Source organism: Pseudomonas sp. NPDC090208 (assembly GCF_044746785.1).
GTDB lineage: Bacteria > Pseudomonadota > Gammaproteobacteria > Pseudomonadales > Pseudomonadaceae > Aquipseudomonas.
This window is the reverse complement of record NZ_JBIVCU010000019.1, coordinates 26,274-42,343: the sequence shown is the minus strand read 5'-3', so window position 1 is coordinate 42,343 and position 16,070 is coordinate 26,274. Positions and strand designations below refer to the sequence as shown.

The 16,070-nt window shown below is 61.1% G+C and carries 14 protein-coding genes; 11 read left to right on the top strand and 3 right to left on the bottom strand.

Annotated elements, in window-relative coordinates; genetic code table 11:
* Positions 1-292 precede the first annotated feature (292 nt).
* The gene (gene yihA, locus ACIPL0_RS25575) at positions 293-928 is read right to left on the bottom strand and encodes a ribosome biogenesis GTP-binding protein YihA/YsxC (protein ID WP_400600935.1); all 636 of its coding nucleotides are present in this window, start codon (positions 926-928) and stop codon (positions 293-295) included.
* 201 nt (positions 929-1,129) lie between these two features.
* On the opposite strand from yihA, the gene ACIPL0_RS25570 reads away from it, so the two are divergent.
* The 7 genes from ACIPL0_RS25570 to ACIPL0_RS25540 all read left to right on the top strand — a co-directional run bounded on the left by ACIPL0_RS25570 (position 1,130) and on the right by ACIPL0_RS25540 (position 8,516).
* The gene (locus ACIPL0_RS25570; RefSeq protein WP_400600937.1) at positions 1,130-1,420 is read left to right on the top strand and encodes a c-type cytochrome; all 291 of its coding nucleotides are present in this window, start codon (positions 1,130-1,132) and stop codon (positions 1,418-1,420) included.
* 44 nt (positions 1,421-1,464) lie between these two features.
* Positions 1,465-2,082 (top strand): c-type cytochrome, encoded by a 618-nt coding sequence (locus ACIPL0_RS25565; RefSeq protein WP_400600938.1) that lies wholly within the window; start codon positions 1,465-1,467, stop codon positions 2,080-2,082.
* A 202-nt stretch (positions 2,083-2,284) separates the two neighbouring features.
* Entirely contained in the window at positions 2,285-2,926 is a 642-nt protein-coding gene (locus ACIPL0_RS25560; RefSeq protein ID WP_400600940.1) for a thiol:disulfide interchange protein DsbA/DsbL, read from the top strand.
* 9 nt (positions 2,927-2,935) lie between these two features.
* A complete protein-coding gene (locus ACIPL0_RS25555) occupies positions 2,936-3,814 on the top strand; it encodes an endonuclease/exonuclease/phosphatase family protein (RefSeq protein ID WP_400600942.1) in 879 nt (292 codons plus the stop codon).
* The gene (locus ACIPL0_RS25550; RefSeq protein ID WP_400600944.1) at positions 3,811-5,985 is read left to right on the top strand and encodes a diguanylate cyclase; all 2,175 of its coding nucleotides are present in this window, start codon (positions 3,811-3,813) and stop codon (positions 5,983-5,985) included. Before ACIPL0_RS25555 ends, ACIPL0_RS25550 begins: the two co-directional genes overlap by 4 nt.
* Before the next feature lie 53 nt (positions 5,986-6,038).
* Positions 6,039-6,815, top strand: coding sequence for an N-acetylmuramoyl-L-alanine amidase (locus tag ACIPL0_RS25545; protein ID WP_400600946.1), 777 nt, complete (start codon positions 6,039-6,041; stop codon positions 6,813-6,815).
* 81 nt (positions 6,816-6,896) lie between these two features.
* Positions 6,897-8,516: an EAL domain-containing protein gene (locus tag ACIPL0_RS25540; protein ID WP_400600947.1), complete on the top strand. Its 1,620-nt coding sequence runs from the start codon at positions 6,897-6,899 to the stop codon at positions 8,514-8,516.
* Positions 8,517-8,701: 185 nt separating this feature from the next.
* On the opposite strand, the gene ACIPL0_RS25535 is transcribed toward ACIPL0_RS25540, so the two are convergent.
* Positions 8,702-10,489: a KinB sensor domain-containing domain gene (locus tag ACIPL0_RS25535; protein ID WP_400600949.1), complete on the bottom strand. Its 1,788-nt coding sequence runs from the start codon at positions 10,487-10,489 to the stop codon at positions 8,702-8,704.
* 7 nt (positions 10,490-10,496) lie between these two features.
* A complete protein-coding gene (gene algB, locus ACIPL0_RS25530) occupies positions 10,497-11,843 on the bottom strand; it encodes a sigma-54-dependent response regulator transcription factor AlgB (protein ID WP_400600950.1) in 1,347 nt (448 codons plus the stop codon).
* A 272-nt stretch (positions 11,844-12,115) separates the two neighbouring features.
* Here algB and ACIPL0_RS25525 point away from each other — a divergent pair, with 272 nt between their 5' ends.
* The 4 genes from ACIPL0_RS25525 (at position 12,116) to gltP (ending at position 16,058) form a co-directional block, all read left to right on the top strand.
* Positions 12,116-12,967, top strand: coding sequence for a BON domain-containing protein (locus ACIPL0_RS25525; RefSeq protein ID WP_400600952.1), 852 nt, complete (start codon positions 12,116-12,118; stop codon positions 12,965-12,967).
* Positions 12,968-13,315: 348 nt separating this feature from the next.
* Positions 13,316-13,600, top strand: a complete 285-nt coding sequence (locus ACIPL0_RS25520) for a hypothetical protein (RefSeq protein WP_400600954.1) — start codon at positions 13,316-13,318, stop codon at positions 13,598-13,600.
* Positions 13,601-13,703: 103 nt separating this feature from the next.
* Complete coding sequence (locus tag ACIPL0_RS25515) at positions 13,704-13,868, top strand: DUF1328 domain-containing protein (RefSeq protein ID WP_400600956.1); 165 nt, start codon at positions 13,704-13,706, stop codon at positions 13,866-13,868.
* Positions 13,869-14,726: 858 nt separating this feature from the next.
* The gene (gene gltP / locus ACIPL0_RS25510; RefSeq protein WP_400600957.1) at positions 14,727-16,058 is read left to right on the top strand and encodes a glutamate/aspartate:proton symporter GltP; all 1,332 of its coding nucleotides are present in this window, start codon (positions 14,727-14,729) and stop codon (positions 16,056-16,058) included.
* Positions 16,059-16,070: the final 12 nt, after the last annotated feature.

Below are 16,070 nucleotides of genomic sequence, written 5' to 3'. Positions count from 1 at the left end.
GCCGGCTTGCTGGCGAAGAACGATGACGTGTTATCCCCTGATGCACCGCATCGCACGGTTCGCCAGCAAGCCGGCTCCTACCGGAATTCCGCACGGCCAACATTAAATTTCCGCCGATTTTGAACTTCCGCGGACAACACCCGTCAGAGTCTCCGAGTGGTTGACGTAGCCACTCATGCTCCTATGTTGTGTTAAGTGTTGGCAGATATCCGGATCTCGCCCCTGGCGGTCCGGACTTGGACCCCGAACTTCCCCTCCCCATATGAAGTCCGGGGTTTTTTTTGCCTGCGATTCAGGCCGCCGGCGCCTTGTCTTCCAGCTCCATCCAGTCGGCCAGCACGGTGTAGGCCTCTTCCAGGCCCATGCGCTTGGGCGCCGAGAACAACTGGATGGTCACGGCTTCGCCCCAACCCTTGCGGATTTCCGACTGCACCTTGAGCAGCGTGTTCTTGGCCGCGCCGAAGGTCAGCTTGTCGGCCTTGGTCAACAGGATGTGCATCGGCATGCCGCTGGCGATGGCCCAGTCGAGCATCAGCGTGTCGAAGTCGGTCATCGGGTGGCGGATGTCCATCATCAGGATCAGACCCTTCAGACTTTCACGGCTGCCCAGGTAAGCCTCCAGGTGGCGCTGCCAGTGCTGCTTGAGCGGGATCGGCACCTTGGCGTAGCCATAACCCGGCAAGTCGACCAGACGGCGATCGTCGTCCAGACTGAAGAAGTTCAACAGCTGGGTGCGGCCCGGGGTTTTCGAGGTACGCGCCAGGCTGGCGTGGGTCAGGGTGTTCAGGGCGCTGGATTTGCCGGCGTTGGAGCGACCGGCGAAGGCCACTTCGAAGCCTTCGTCGTCCGGGCACTGGTCGACTTTGGCGGCGCTGAGCATGAACTTGGCTTGTTGGCACAAACCGAGAATCGGGTTTTTCAGTTGCATGGGATATCCGCTGAGGGCGTTGACGCAAGGCTGCGGCAACGGGGGTGTCGTTTCCGTTTGATGGGCGCAAGTATATATTGCCGCGGATTTTGTGTGCGCTTTGTCCGTCCGCAGGATGAAGTTCACGCAAGTGCGAACTAACATTAGCCCTACAAAAAAACGTACAAAAACGTAGTTCGCTTCCTCTTGGGACCGCTTTACATGAAGAGATGGCTGCTGATCGCTGTTGTCTTCGCCCCGTTCATCAGTGTTCAGGCTACACAGAATCCGGAGGCTGTGTACAACCGGACATGCGTCGCCTGTCATGAAGGTCAGCTGCCCACCGCACCTCGTCGAGGTGACAGAACCGCGTGGGCGCCTAGACTTGCACAGGGGATGCAAACGCTGGAAGAGCATGTCACCCAAGGTTTCAGAGCGATGCCGCCGCGTGGATTGTGCAAGGAATGCAGTAGCGAGGATTACCGAGCCGTCATCCGCTGGATGAGTGAGTAAGCCCGCTATTAACTTTTCACTTTTAGCCGTGATTGGATGAGCCGATGAACAAAATACTGGTGGGCCTGCTGTTGACCTTGGGCATTTCCGGCGCGGCGCAGGCCGCCGATGCGGTGGTGGGAGACGCCGCAGCCGGACAGGCGAAGACTGCTGTCTGTGGGGCCTGCCACGGACCGGACGGCAACAGCATGGCGCCCAATTTTCCGAAACTGGCCGGGCAAGGCCAGCGTTATCTGCTCAAGCAACTGCACGAGATCAAGGACGGCAAGCGCGTCGTGCTGGAAATGACCGGCCTGCTCAACAACCTCAACGAACAGGATCTGGCCGATATCGCGGCGTATTTCTCCAGCCAGAAAGGTAGCGTCGGTGCAGCCGACCCGAATCTGGTGGCTCGCGGTGAGTCGCTGTTCCGGGGCGGCAAGCTCGATCAGGGCATGCCGGCCTGCACCGGTTGCCATTCGCCCAACGGTGCCGGCAACGCCGCCGCCGGCTTCCCGCATCTGGGTGGCCAGCATGCCGATTACGTGAAAAAGCAGCTCACCGCGTTCCGTGAAGGCGACCGCACCAACGACGGTGACACCATGGTCATGCGCACCATCGCATCGAAGCTCAGCAACAAGGATATCGACGCGCTGGCGGCCTACATACAGGGTCTGCATTAAGTATGGGTTAACGCTGAAAGGCTTGAACCAGAAGGTTTTGCGCGCAGAAATGTTTGTACATGTTTCTGTCTTCGGCGGGCGAAAAAGGGTAGCGAACGGCTGCCCTTTTTTGTGCGCGCAAGCGTTACACTTGCGAACTCACTTCACCCCGTTCGGTCCAACAGCGGCCATCGAGGTGACTTTTCATGCCCAGGAGTCAAGCATGCGTAATCTGATTATCAGCGCCGCTCTGGTGTTGACCAGCCTGTTCGGTCTGACCGCCCAAGCTGCCGAACCGATCGAAGCCGGCAAGCAATACGTCGAGCTGAGCAGCGCCGTTCCGGTGTCCGAACCCGGCAAGATCGAAGTCGTCGAAATGTTCTGGTATGGCTGCCCGCACTGCTATGCGTTCGAGCCGACCATCAACCCTTGGGTCGAAAAGCTGCCGGCTGACGTGCACTTCGTCCGTGTGCCTGCCATGTTCGGCGGCCCATGGGATGCCCACGGCCAACTGTTCATCACCCTCGACACCATGGGCGTCGAGAAGAAGGTCCACACTGCCGTGTTCGATGCCATCCAGAAAGGCGGCAAGCGTCTGACCGACAAGAATGACATGGCTGACTTTGTCGCCACTCAGGGCGTCGACAAGACCAAGTTCCTCGAAACCTTCGACTCGTTCGCTGTGAAGGGCAAGATCGCCCAGTACAAGGAACTGGCCAAGAAGTATGAGATCAATGGCGTTCCAACCATGATCGTCGGCGGCAAATACCGCTTCGACCTGGGCTCTGCCGGTGGTCCGGAGCAGACGCTGCAAGTGGCCGATCAACTGATCGCCAAGGAACGTGCGGCACTGGCTGCCAAGTAAGCGTCGACCATGGCGCGCTGGGGTACTGAACGCGTCGTTGCCCGGCACACGCCGAAGGTCAACGAGCGTCACCTTCAGAAAACAGGCCTGCCGGCCGATGGTCGGCTACGCCTGCTCAGCTTCAATATTCAGGTCGGTATCAGCACTGAGCGCTACCGACACTACCTGACCCGTGGCTGGCAGCACTTGCTGCCGCACACCGGGCGGGCCGGCAATCTGCAAAAGATCGGCAACCTGCTGGGCGACTACGATCTGGTCGCTTTGCAGGAAGTCGATGGCGGCAGCCTCAGGTCCGGCTTCGTCAATCAGGTCGAACATCTCGCCCAGCTCGGTTCCTTTCCGTACTGGCATCAGCAACTCAATCGCAACCTCGGTCGCTTCGCCCAGCACAGCAATGGCGTGCTCAGCCGTCTGCGCCCGTGGGACATCGAAGATCATCCGTTGCCGGGGCCGGCAGGTCGCGGCGCCATTCTGGTCCGTTTCGGTGAAGGTGAAGACGCATTGGTCGTGGTGGTCATGCACCTGGCGCTGGGCGCACGCACCCGCACCCGGCAGCTGGCCTATATCCGCGAGCTGATCGGCGGCTATCGGCATCAGGTGCTGATGGGCGACATGAACACCCACGCTTCCGACCTGCTGGAACATTCGCCGCTGCGCGACCTCGGCCTGTTGGCGCCGCAGATCGAAGCGACCTTCCCCAGCTGGCGCCCGCAGCGCTGTCTGGACCACATTCTGCTCAGTCCGAGCCTGACGCTGGAGAAAGTCCAGGTGCTGGCTCAGCCCATTTCCGATCATCTGCCGGTTGCGGTGGAGATTCGCTTGCCGGCCTCATTAATTGGCGACTCGCTGCCGATAACAAGCACATCTCCTCGCGGACCCTCGGAATGAGCGACGAAGCCCAACGCTGGAAAGAAAAATACCTCAAGAGCATCGAGCAGCAGGACAAACTCGAGAAGCGCTGGAATGCGCGTCTGGATTTGCTCCGTCGCGGTCTGGTGCGCAGCAGCCTGGCGGCCGAGGGGGCGGACAAGGCGGTCGATCAGTGCATGAAGGAAATGCGCGAAATCGTCCGCAAGGACGACATGGACGCCGGTCTGGCGGCCTTGATCCCGCGTCTGGAAAAGGCCGTGCTGGATTCCGAGCAGCGCCGCGAACAGCGTATCGAACAGATGGGCACGGCGCTCACGGCGCTGGTGACGCAGTTGCAGGCCTTGCCGCTGCCCCGGGAAGTCAGCAAGCCGCTCAAGCGTTTCGCCAAGAGCCTGGAAGACCGCGTGACCCAGGCCCGGGAAATGCCACTGCTGCTGAGCGAATTGAGCGGCCTGCAGAGTCAGGCATTGTCGCAGTTGGACACCCCGGAAGCCGCCGCTCGTCCTGGCTTCCTGCAACGCCTGTTCGGCCATCGCGACGAGGCTGACGGCGCCGAGTTACAGGCTGCTCCAGCGGCACAGCCAACCGTTGTGGAAAGCCCCAAGCCAGCGGTCGAGGCGGCTCCGGCTGTGGAGCGGCCAGCTGTCGTGACCCCTGCCGAGGCGCCGGTTGTTGAAAAGCCGGCGCCTCAACAGGTGCCTACACCGGAGCCCGCTGCGGCACAGGAAAAGCCATCCGTCGAACCGGCCAGGGCGCCTGCTCCCGTCGAGTTGCCGACAGCGCAGGAGGTCGAGGTACAACCTGCCGCGATCGTCGAGGCCGAGGCAACAGCGACCCAGGAAGCATCGACCGAGCCGGCACAAAAAGATGCAGTCACGCCGCAATCCGAGCCCGATGTCGTAGAGATTGAAGCCGAAACGCTCGTCGAGCCGCACGCCGACACCGCCATCGACCCTGATCAGCTTACCCCTGAGCCTGAACTGCACGCGTTCGAAGAGATTGCCGCCGAGCCTCACAGCGCTGAAGCCGAAACTGCCGAAGATGACGCCAGTGCCGATGAGGCTGTCGAAGGTGAAGCAGACGTCGAAGCAGAAAGTATCGAAGAAGACGGCCCCTACGCCCTGCCGTCCTCTCCGGAGCCCAGCTACAGCTCTGTCGCCGCGCATATCGAAGAAACCCTGCTCGGTCTGCTCGACGACCTGACCCTGCCCGAACACCATCGTCCGCAAGCCGAAGCCATGCGCGCGCGGTTGCGACATGGCCTGAACTGGTACGAACTGCTGCCGATCCTCGACGATCTGGCGGTGCTGATGCTGGCCATCACCGACAGCGGTCAGCATGAGTTCGAGCGTTACCTGCAACAACTGAACGAACGACTGGCCGCTTTCCAGAGCAACCTGCAGGCCGCCAGCGACGACCACGCCGATCAGCAATCCATGTCCCGGCAACTGGACGACCAACTTCGCGAACATGTCGACGGCTTGCAGACCAGCGTGCAGGAAGCCGCTGACCTGAACAGCCTGAAAAACATTCTGGAAAGCCGCATGGAGGGTTTGCTTGGCACCCTGGACGCGCACCAGAAACAGCGTGACCAGCGCGAGCAGGAAGTCGCGTCGAGGTTGCAGGCGCTGGCGGGGCGGGTTGCGACCATGGAACAGGAGGCTCTGGGTTTCCGTGCCCACCTGGAGGAGCAGCGGCAGAAAGCCTTGATCGATCCCCTCACCGGCCTGCCCAACCGTGCGGCGTGGAACGAGCGGCTGGATCAGGAAATCGAGCACCTGCAAAAGACCCACGCCAGCCTGTTGCTGGGTATTCTCGATCTCGACCACTTCAAGCGCATCAACGACGGCTACGGCCATCTGGCCGGCGACAAGGTGCTGAAGATCATTGCCGCGCAACTGAAGAAGCGTCTGCGGCCGTCGGATTTCATGGCCCGTTTTGGCGGCGAAGAGTTCGTGTTCCTGCTCCCGCACACCCAGATGGCGGAAGGTCTGGCGCTGCTGGAGCGGCTGCGGGTGGCCATCGAGCAGTGCCCGTTCCACTTCAAGGGCGAGCCGGTGACCATCACCGTGTCCATGGGCATCACCACGTTCCGTGTCGGCGAGCGCAGCGATCTGGTGCTCAAGCGTGCGGATCAGGCGCTGTATCGGGCCAAGGATCTGGGGCGTAATCGTATCGAACAAGGCTGAGTCGGCGGTGTTACGTTACACTGTTGCATTACTTGCCTCTGTGTTCTGCTGCCATGAAGTCTTTTTTCGCACTCTGTTCGGTCCTGCTGCTGGCTGCCTGCTCCAGCGGACCGACCTACGACACCAGCCACCCTTCCGCCAACCAGGACAGCCGCGTGCAGTTCGTGGTGGTGCATTACACCAACGCGTCGCTGGAGCGTTCGCTGGCGCTGCTGACCCACGGTGAAGTCAGCGCCCACTATCTGATCGGCGACGGCCCGGCGACCATCTACAAACTGGTCGATGAAAACCGTCGCGCCTGGCATGCCGGCGAAAGCGAATGGGACGGCCGCACCTGGCTCAACTCCAGCAGCATCGGCATCGAGATCGTCAACCCGGGCTACCGCGACACCCCGACCGGGCGCCTCTGGTATCCCTTCAGCGAAGCGCAGGTGCAATCGCTGATCGTGCTGCTCAAGGACATCGTCAAACGCAACAACATCGAGCCGCGTCATGTCATCGGCCACAGCGACATCGCGCCGCTGCGCAAACTCGATCCGGGTCCGCTGTTCCCATGGAAGCGCCTGGCCCAGGAAGGTCTGGGCATCTGGCCCGACGAGCAACAGGTGGCGCAGCGTCAGGCGCAGATGATGGGCGTGGTGCCGAGCATCATCTGGTTCCAGCAACAACTGGCCCTTTTGGGTTACCCCACTCCGCAAACGGGTGAACTGGATATCGCCACGCGCCATGTGATCGCGGCGTTCCAGATGCACTACCGCCCGCAGAAATTCGACGGCGAACCCGACCTGCAAAGTGCGGCTATCCTTCAGGTACTCAACCTCAGGCACTAAAGTACCCGTCACATCGGTTTTTATCGGGCTATTTGCGCGCTTGTTGCTATACCTCACTGGTATTCATCCGGATATCAACCGATGTTCACGGCGACACCGCAGTTGCGCTCTTTCCTTTATCGCCCTTCGCTCCTGGCTTTGCTGGCCGCGTTGTTGAGTGCGGTCGTCCTGTTGGCGTGCAGTTTCGGACTGGCCATCCACCAGGCCCGACAGGAAGAGAGCGCGCAGATGAATGCTCAGGGCGAGCGCTTTCTGGTGCGTCTGGAACAGCTGTTCGGCCAGTTGCGCGCCGGTCTTGACCAGCTTGAAGCGCAGCCCCTGCGCGGTTGCAGCCCGCAGATGATCGAGCAACTGCGCCAGACCAACTCGCGATACCGCTTCATTTATGAAGCCGCCTATGTAGACGACTCACAGTTCTGTTCCAGCTGGACCCGCCAGAGCATGATCGGCAAGCCGCGGGCGCCGGACATTCGTGGGCCGACCTACGATTACTGGCTCAACACCTCGACCCAGCCCGACGACAACCTGGCCTCGCTGATGCTGGGCCGTGGCGAGTTTCGGGTGTCGACCTCGCGAGGGCACCTCACTGACGTGGTCGACCTGCCGCCCGGCGGCAGCCTGGTGGTGGTGCTGGATCAGGGCACCAAGGCGATTCCGGTGCTCGGCCCGACCCAGATGTGGCCGCCGACCCCAGACTGGACCCAGACTTCGGTGCAGTCGCTGATCACCACGCAGGACAAGCTGATCTATCGGATGCCGACGCAAAGCCCTGAATACCAGTTGGTGCTGATCACCCCGCGCAGCGGTTTGCAGGAAAAGATCACCGGCGCCTGGTGGCTGCTGGTGCCGGCCAGTGTGCTGGTGTCGTTGTGCATCGGCGTTCTGGTCCTGCAACTGGTCCGGCAGCGCCAGTCGCTGGGTGGCGAGCTGCACGGGGCGTTGCGCCGTGGCGAGCTGAAAGTGCTGTATCAACCGATCTTTGATCTCAACACCCGTTTGTGTGTCGGCGCTGAGGCGCTGGTGCGCTGGCGACGACCCGACGGCACGCTGACCAGCCCCGACCTGTTCATTCCGCTCGCTGAAAACACCGGTCAAATCCGCCAAATCACCGATTTCGTGCTGCAGCAATTGCTGGAGCAGTTGGGCCATGTGCTGCGCGCCAACCCGCATCTCTACGTGTCGGTCAACCTGGCCGCTTGCGACGTGATGGCGCCGCGTATTGGCCGGGTCACCGCCAAGCTGTTGGCCCAGCATCGGGTTGCGCCACGGCAGATTGCGTTTGAAGTCACCGAGCGCGGGCTGGTCGATGTGGTGGTGGCGCGCAACCACTTGCAGGCGCTGCGGGATCGCGGCCATCAGGTGCTGATTGATGACTTCGGCACCGGTTATTGCAGCCTCGCTTATCTACAGACCCTGCCGGTGGACTGCCTTAAGATCGACAAGGCCTTCATCGACGCCCTGGGCCATGACGCCGCCAGCAGCGGTGTTGCGCCGCACATCATTCGCATGGCCCACGCGCTGGAGCTGCGGGTGATCGCCGAGGGCATCGAGTTCGAGTCCCAGGCCTTGCTGCTCAAGAGTGAAGGCGTCATCTACGGCCAGGGCTGGCTGTTCGCCCGGCCTTTGAGCGCGGCCAAATTCACCGAGCTGATCACCGGCGGCAGACGCAGCGGCGGACGGCGGGCGGATGATGTGGCGTGAACCGTTTTGCCGGTGACGTCGGATTGATTACCGCTGCCGCCGGCCTGTCGGTCGCTTGACCTGTGGGAGGGAGCCCTGCTCGCGAAAGCGTCATTTCAGTCGATGCTGTATTGGCAGACAAAACGCATTCGCGAGCAGGGCTCCCTCCCACAGGTTTTTGCACAGGGCGTGAGATTCATAGGGTGTTACAACGGCAACGCCATATAGAACTGCGTGCCCTGCCCCGGCCTTGAATAAACCCCCATGCGGCCGCCGTGCAGCTGGACGATTTCCTTGCACAGCGCCAGACCCAGCCCGGCGCCGCCTTTCTTGCGGCCGACCTGCACGAACGGTTCGAAGATCCGCGCCTGCTGGCCGTAGGCGATACCCTCGCCGTTGTCTTCGACACTGATGATCAGCCGTTCGCCATGACGCCGCGCCTGCAAACGGATCAGCCCGGATTGCGGGGTGTGGCGCAGGGCGTTGTCCAGCAGGTTGTCCAGCACCCGATCCAGTTGCGCCTTGTCCGCCTGCAGGCGCGGCAGCGGTTCCTGCATGTCGAGCTGGACCATCACGTCGTGCTCCAGCGCTGCATCGGCAAAGCGGTCCCGGGCGGTGTTGAGCAATTCGCTGACATCGCACGGGGCCAGCGTGAGTTTTTGCAGGCCGTTCTGGTACCGGGAAAAATTCAGCAGGTCGTTGATCAACTGCATCAAGCGCTGCATCTCTTCGTTGACCGTGTCGAGCAGGTCCATTTCCCGTGAATCCGCCGGAAAGTCCACGCGCTCACGCAGCAGGCCGAACGCCATGTGCATGCCGGTGACCGGCGTGCGCAGTTCGTGGGAGGCACGTAGCACGAACTCGCTGCGCACCCGCTCGAACGCCCGCTGCTCGGTCACATCGTGCAGCACCATCACCGCGCCGAGGATATGGCCCTTGGTGTGGCTGACCGGGGTCAGGCTGTAGGTCAGCAGACGGGTTTCGCCGTCGATGTCGATGGACAGGTCTTCCGGCGCCCGTTCCAGGGTGCCGCCGCGCAGCACCAGGTGCAGCTGGTCATCCAGCTCCAGGCGTTGCAACGCTTCGCCGAGCCCTTGGCCGAGACGGTCCTCGTCCCAACCCAGTTGGCGCTGCGCCACCGGGTTCAAGTGTTCCAGCCGACCCTGGCGGTCGATCATCAGCAAACCGTCGTCGATGCTGTCCAGCACCGCTTGCAGGCGCTGCTGCCCGGCCAGCAGTTCATCGACATTGGTCACCTGATGCTGGCGCAGCGCTTCGGCCATGATGCCGAAGCGGCGGGTCAGCTGGTTCACTTCCGTCGCCGAGGAAATCGGCAGGGTCACGTCGAAGTTGCCCTGGCCGATATTGTCGGCGGCCTTCGCCAGCGCCTCGATAGGCCCGCCGAATCGTCGGGCGATGCCATGGGCGGTGATGAAGCCGATGACCAGCACCGCCAGCCCGACCAACCCCAGCAGCGCGGCGATCCACAACGCGCGAGTGCGCGAGGCGCTTTCGGCTTCACTGATGTTTTCCAGTGCCTGACGATGGGCATTGAGCAGGCCGTTGCGTACGGCATTGAAGGATTCGGCGACGGCCTTGTCGTCGCTGATGGCGTTGTCAGTGTTGCCGGCCTGGCTCAGCGCCTGAAGGAACTGCTGGTAATTCAGCCGCGTCTGCTCGAAGCCGCTCTGGCTGTGGTTCTGCAGATCGTGGTCGATGCCTTGGGCGAGCAGTTCCTGGAACTCGGTCTGATCGTCCTGTAACGCCGCCTGATCCGGCTGGTCCTTGAGCAGCATCACCAGCTGATCGCCGAGGTTCTGCCGCAGCTTGAGGCCGATATCCAGGGTGACGAAGTTGTGATGAATCAGCGACTCCTGGGAGCGCGCCATTTGCATGACGCTGACCAGCCCCAGCAACAGCCCCAGCAAGGCGACGGTGATCAGCGCCGAAATGCTGAGGAACAGGCGGGTACGCAGTTTCATCGCCAGCTTCATGGGCGGCTCACAGGTTGTATTGCTTGCGCTTGCGATACAGCGTCGAGGCGTCGATGCCCAGCGTGCGAGCCGCCTGATCGAGGGTGTCGCTGGTCGCCAGTACGGCGCCGATGTGAGCTTTCTCCAGTTCGTCCAGGCTCAGTGCCGCACCGACGCGCGGGGCGTTGTTGGTCGGCTGCTCGGCCATGCCCAGGTGGCTGATTTCGACCTTTTCCTGGGCGCAAATGATGCTCGCCCGTTCGATCACGTTGCGCAGTTCGCGGATGTTGCCAGGCCAGCGATAGTTGAGCAGCGCGTTGCGGGCTTCGTCGCTGAAGCCTCGGGCAGGTCGCCCGTATTCCTTGACGAAGCGCGCCAGAAAGCGGTCGGCGAGGGTCATGATGTCCTCGCTGCGTTCGCGCAGGGCCGGCAGGTGCAGGGTGATGACGTTGAGGCGGTACAGCAGATCCTCGCGGAAACGCCCTTCGCGGACCATGTCCTCAAGGTTGAGGTTGGTGGCGGCGAGGATGCGCACGTCGGCACGGCGAGTCACCGGGTCGCCGACCCGCTCGTATTCCTTGTCCTGAATAAAGCGCAGCAGCTTGGGTTGCAGGGTCAGCGGGAAGTCGCCGATCTCGTCGAGGAACAGCGTGCCGCCGTCGGCCTGATTGACCCGGCCCAGCGTGCTTTCGCTGGCACCGGTGAAGGCGCCACGGCTGTGGCCGAACAGCTCGCTCTCCATCAGCTCGGCGGTCAGCGACGGGCAGTTGATGGTCACGCAGGCTTTCTTCGCCCGCTTGCTCCAGCCGTGAATGGCGCGCGCCAGTTCACCCTTACCGGTGCCGGACTCGCCAAGAATGAGGATGTTGGCGTCGGTGTTGGCGACCTGCCGTGCGGTTTCCAGAATCGCCATCATGGCCGGGCTGTGGGAATCCAGACCGTCCTTGGGTTTGCGTACTTCACCTTCCAGCGCTTCCAGGCGCGCCGACAGTTGTCGCACTTCCAGTTGCTTGGCGGTGGCCAGACGCAGCTGGTCAGGACTGCACGGCTTGACCAGGTAATCGGCGGCACCGGCCTGAATCGCGTCCACGGCGGTGTCCACGGCCGAGTGGGCGGTGACGATCACCACGCGCATCCACGGCGCCTGAATACGCATCTGCGCCAGTACGTCCAGACCGTTGTCCTCGCCAAGGCGCAGGTCCAGGAAACAGACATCGAACACCTGACGCTGCAACAGGGCTTCGGCCTGCGCTGCGCTGCTGGCGGTGGCGACGTTGTAGCCCTCATCTTCCAGGCAATAACGGAAGGTGCGAAGGATGGCGGATTCATCATCCACTAGCAGAATACGGCCCTGATTCTCAGTGGCTGTTTCCATTTTTCCTACGCTCCTAAATGAATGGTCTTGGGTTAGTCCCGGAAAAATCGGGCAAGTTGCATGGTTCATTCTGATTGATTCGGCGAGCTGCATGGTAGCTGTCTGCGGAAAAAACCAATAAACGCAGGCGCCGTGGCTTTCAGCGGCGCGCGGTGTCTGCGGCGCTGTCTGTCTGGCGCTGTCTGTCTGGCGCTGTGTGCGGGCGGTGGCGAACGTCCGGGCAAATGCAAAGTCTGTCCTGTTGTACCCATTGCAAATGACAGGAGCTTTCCATGCACCCGTTGAAGAACATCGCGCTGGCCGTGGCTGCAGGTCTCGTGCTGGGCGTCATGCCTCCGGCCCAGGCCGCGTCGGGCGACTTGCAGACGCAGTTGGTCGAGGCGCGGCAGGAAGGTTCGATCTGGACGGCCTTTGCCCTGAACCGTCATCTGAGCCCGTTCAAGATCAGCGTCGACGTCGAACAGGGCACGGCGATACTCAAGGGCAAGGTGGAAAATCAGGTCGACAAGGAGCTGGCCGCGCAGATCGCCGGTGACACCGAGGGCATCAACAAGGTCGACAACCAGTTGGAGATCGACCCGCAGGTGGCCGTCGAGCCCGGCAGCAAAACCAACATGGCCCAGCGTTTCGACGATGCGACGCTGACCGCGACGATCAAATCCAAACTGCTGTGGAACAGCGTCACTGAGGGCTTGAACATTGAAGTCAGCGCCGTGCAGGGCGTGGTGACGCTCAAGGGCCAGGCCAAGGATGCCGACGCCAAGCAACTGGCCGGTACGCTGGCAAGCAACACCGACGGTGTGACCGAGGTGAACAACCTGATCAGCGTCAGCGCCCGTGATACCCAGGCCATCAAGGAACAGAACCAGGCCAGCGCCGACAGCGTGCGCGAAGAACTCAGCGATGCGTGGGTCACCAGCAAGGTCAAATCCAGCCTGATCTACAGCCGCACCCTCGATGGCCTGAATATAAAGGTGCAGACCAAGACCGGCGTGGTCAGCCTGGAGGGCGTGGTCGCCAACTACGCCGAGAAGGAACTGGCCGTGGAAATCGCCCGAAACATTCGTGGAGTCAAGGGTGTGGATGCCGATGCGTTGCGGGTGATGGCGCGCAGTGCGGGGTGATGTTGAGACATCGCCTCATTTGTAGGAGCCGGCTTGCTGGCGAACCCGGTGGCTCAGCCCCATCGTGGGTGACTGACCTGACGCATTCGCCAGCAAGCCGGCTCCCACAGCGTTTGGCCAGAATCGGAAATAACGCCCGCTTCGATCGTGCAATCCGCACGATACCCCATGTTCAATCGTGCAGCTTGCGTGTAAGAAGCTTCTTTCACTGTTTTATAAGTCATTGTTTTTAAACGATTTTATCAGCATCAAAAAGCTGGCACAGCTGCTGCAATGTTCCTGTCAACAAAGGCGCGAATCGCCGCCAACAAGATTGACAGCCACTCCGGTGGACAGGAGCCGACCCGAATGAACGTTCAACCTCTCGCCAGACTGCGTATCTCCCCTCTGCATGTGCAGCAAGGCCTGTTCGCCAGCCTGGCGTTGTTGGTCACGTTAATTGTGGTTCAGCAGTTCAATCACTGGCATCAGGCTCAAGAGGTTGCACCGGTTCAGCACGCCTGGAGCCACAGCGCGCCATTGGCCCGGGCGGCGGCCCTGTCGAACGTGAACACTGCGCTGAGCCTGCAATCGGTTGAAGACGCTGCGGCTGCCATTGACGAGGCACCGCGCCAGCAGAGTTGGGTTTTCTGAGCCATCTCACCTGAAAGACCGGCACTGAAAACGCAATCTGTCGCCAGGGTCGAACCCGACACCCGGCGATAGCTAGAAATTAAAAACAGTAAGGAGAATCACCATGTTGAGCTGGGCTATCACATTTCTGATCATCGCCATCGTCGCAGCCGTCCTGGGCTTCGGTGGTATCGCAGGCACCGCCACGGGTATCGCCAAGATTCTCTTTATTGTGTTCCTGGTGATGTTCGTCGTGTCGTTCTTCTTCGGTCGTCGCCCTCGGAGTTGACCATGGGCCGTGTGCATTTCCACACACTGACACTGGCGCTGCCGAGCAGCGCCAGTGCAGTCGCCCTGACAGGCAATGACGGCCAGGCCCGGTTCAACGCACGGCTGGCCTCCGATTGAAGCAGCAACTGAAGAAAGATCCGAACTGGTACTGAATCGAATGACGGAAGACCGATTCTTGCAGGGGTCTTCCCGACATCCGCGCAGCCCGAGGACGGTGTGCGCGTGACCAAGGGGCCGGGGCGTTCTGACCAATGGAGTGGTCGCAGCGTCCCAGGGGCACAGGGAGTGCCTCCATTCGTGGGCCGGGTCAGGCAAGCCGCAACGCAAGTCCATCGTCTCGACCGCCCAAGGCGCATTCAGACAATGGGCTTGCGACGCGCAAACCTCGCGTTTCCCTCCTTTATATAGGCTGACGAGATGGCGTTTTTGTCACCTATGGCAATTCCAGCAAACCGTACATCGATATTTTTCCGCAGAAAAAGGTCTTCTCGCCACCGTGTGACCGATTTGTCACTTGCGTAGCTGAAAACGACCTCTGTCGAGCTGCAAGCGACGTTTTAGCCACCTCTCAAGGTAAAAATGCCCTCTGGAAATGCCTCGTTTTGGGGCGTTTTTGTCCGACACTTTGGCTTTCATCATGCCGATTCGGCATGAGGTAGGCAGTTATGGCATTAGACGCTGGCCTCTTGCATCGGAATAGTTGCGCCTTTTTTCCGTCTGCCGAGAGCTCGGACGCTCGTTAGCGGTGACCTTCTGGACAGTTCCAAGGGCATCCACGTGTCGAGTCTGCTTCACAAGAGCAACCTCGAGAGCGTCGATGGGAAGTGTCCATGCCAACTACAACAAAGGTAATGACATGAAGAAGGCAAAACTGAGCCTCGCCTGGCAGATCGTGATCGGTCTGATTCTGGGTATCTCCCTCGGGGCCCTGCTCAACCACTTCAGCGCCGAGAAGGCCTGGTGGATCAGCAACATCCTGCAACCCGCGGGCGACATCTTCATCCGTCTGATCAAGATGATCGTGATCCCGATCGTCATTTCGTCGCTGGTGGTCGGTATTGCCGGCGTCGGTGATGCGAAGAAACTGGGTCGCATCGGTCTGAAGACCATCATCTATTTCGAAATCGTCACCACTATCGCCATCGTGGTCGGCCTGCTGCTGGCCAACGTTTTCCACCCGGGCACCGGCATCGACATGAGCACGCTGGGCACCGTGGACATCTCCTCCTACGAGAAGACCACCTCCGAGGTGCAACATGACCACGCGCTGATCGCCACCATTCTCAACCTGATTCCGTCGAACATCTTCGCCGCCATCAGCCGTGGTGAAATGCTGCCGATCATCTTCTTCTCGGTGTTCTTCGGTCTGGGTCTGTCCAGCCTCAATGCCGAAGTGCGTGAGCCGCTGGTGAAGGTGTTCCAGGGCGTTTCGGAAACCATGTTCAAGGTCACTCACATGATCATGAACTACGCCCCGATCGGCGTGTTTGCCCTGATCGCCGTGACCGTCGCCAACTTCGGTTTCGCCTCGCTGCTGCCGCTGGCCAAGCTGGTAATCCTGGTTTACGTCGCCATCGCCTTCTTCGCCTTCGTGGTGCTGGGCCTTGTTGCCCGCCTGTTCGGCTTCTCGGTGATCAAGCTGATGCGCATCTTCAAGGATGAGCTGGTGCTGGCCTACTCCACCGCGAGTTCGGAAACCGTGCTGCCGCGCGTGATCGAGAAGATGGAAGCCTACGGCGCGCCGAAAGCCATCAGCAGCTTCGTGGTGCCGACCGGCTACTCGTTCAACCTCGACGGTTCGACCCTGTACCAGAGCATCGCTGCACTGTTCATCGCTCAGCTGTACGGCATCGACCTGTCGGTTGGTCAGCAGGTCATGCTGGTGCTGACCCTGATGGTCACCTCCAAGGGTATCGCCGGTGTGCCGGGCGTTTCCTTCGTGGTGCTGCTGGCAACCCTGGGCAGCGTCGGTATTCCGCTGGAAGGCCTGGCTTTCATCGCCGGTGTCGACCGCATCATGGACATGGCGCGTACCGCACTGAACGTAATCGGCAACGCCCTGGCGGTACTGGTCATCGCCCGTTGGGAAGGCATGTACGACGATGCCAAGGGTGAGCGCTACTGGAACTCGCTGCCTCGCGGCCGCAACAAGGAATCTCTGCCATCGGGTCAATCCACCGTCGAGTGATGCCCTGATGCG

What these genes read in the sequence shown, in the direction of transcription:
- ACIPL0_RS25535 (WP_400600949.1), bottom strand. Translation starts at nt 10,489, where the DNA reads ATGAAGCTGGCGATGAAACTGCGTACCCGCCTGTTCCTCAGCATTTCG.
- algB (WP_400600950.1), bottom strand. Translation starts at nt 11,843, where the DNA reads ATGGAAACAGCCACTGAGAATCAGGGCCGTATTCTGCTAGTGGATGAT.
- ACIPL0_RS25520 (WP_400600954.1), top strand. Translation starts at nt 13,316, where the DNA reads ATGAACGTTCAACCTCTCGCCAGACTGCGTATCTCCCCTCTGCATGTG.
- ACIPL0_RS25540 (WP_400600947.1), top strand. Translation starts at nt 6,897, where the DNA reads ATGTTCACGGCGACACCGCAGTTGCGCTCTTTCCTTTATCGCCCTTCG.
- ACIPL0_RS25525 (WP_400600952.1), top strand. Translation starts at nt 12,116, where the DNA reads ATGCACCCGTTGAAGAACATCGCGCTGGCCGTGGCTGCAGGTCTCGTG.
- gltP (WP_400600957.1), top strand. Translation starts at nt 14,727, where the DNA reads ATGAAGAAGGCAAAACTGAGCCTCGCCTGGCAGATCGTGATCGGTCTG.
- ACIPL0_RS25570 (WP_400600937.1), top strand. Translation starts at nt 1,130, where the DNA reads ATGAAGAGATGGCTGCTGATCGCTGTTGTCTTCGCCCCGTTCATCAGT.
- ACIPL0_RS25550 (WP_400600944.1), top strand. Translation starts at nt 3,811, where the DNA reads ATGAGCGACGAAGCCCAACGCTGGAAAGAAAAATACCTCAAGAGCATC.
- ACIPL0_RS25555 (WP_400600942.1), top strand. Translation starts at nt 2,936, where the DNA reads ATGGCGCGCTGGGGTACTGAACGCGTCGTTGCCCGGCACACGCCGAAG.
- ACIPL0_RS25545 (WP_400600946.1), top strand. Translation starts at nt 6,039, where the DNA reads ATGAAGTCTTTTTTCGCACTCTGTTCGGTCCTGCTGCTGGCTGCCTGC.
- ACIPL0_RS25560 (WP_400600940.1), top strand. Translation starts at nt 2,285, where the DNA reads ATGCGTAATCTGATTATCAGCGCCGCTCTGGTGTTGACCAGCCTGTTC.
- yihA (WP_400600935.1), bottom strand. Translation starts at nt 928, where the DNA reads ATGCAACTGAAAAACCCGATTCTCGGTTTGTGCCAACAAGCCAAGTTC.
- ACIPL0_RS25515 (WP_400600956.1), top strand. Translation starts at nt 13,704, where the DNA reads ATGTTGAGCTGGGCTATCACATTTCTGATCATCGCCATCGTCGCAGCC.
- ACIPL0_RS25565 (WP_400600938.1), top strand. Translation starts at nt 1,465, where the DNA reads ATGAACAAAATACTGGTGGGCCTGCTGTTGACCTTGGGCATTTCCGGC.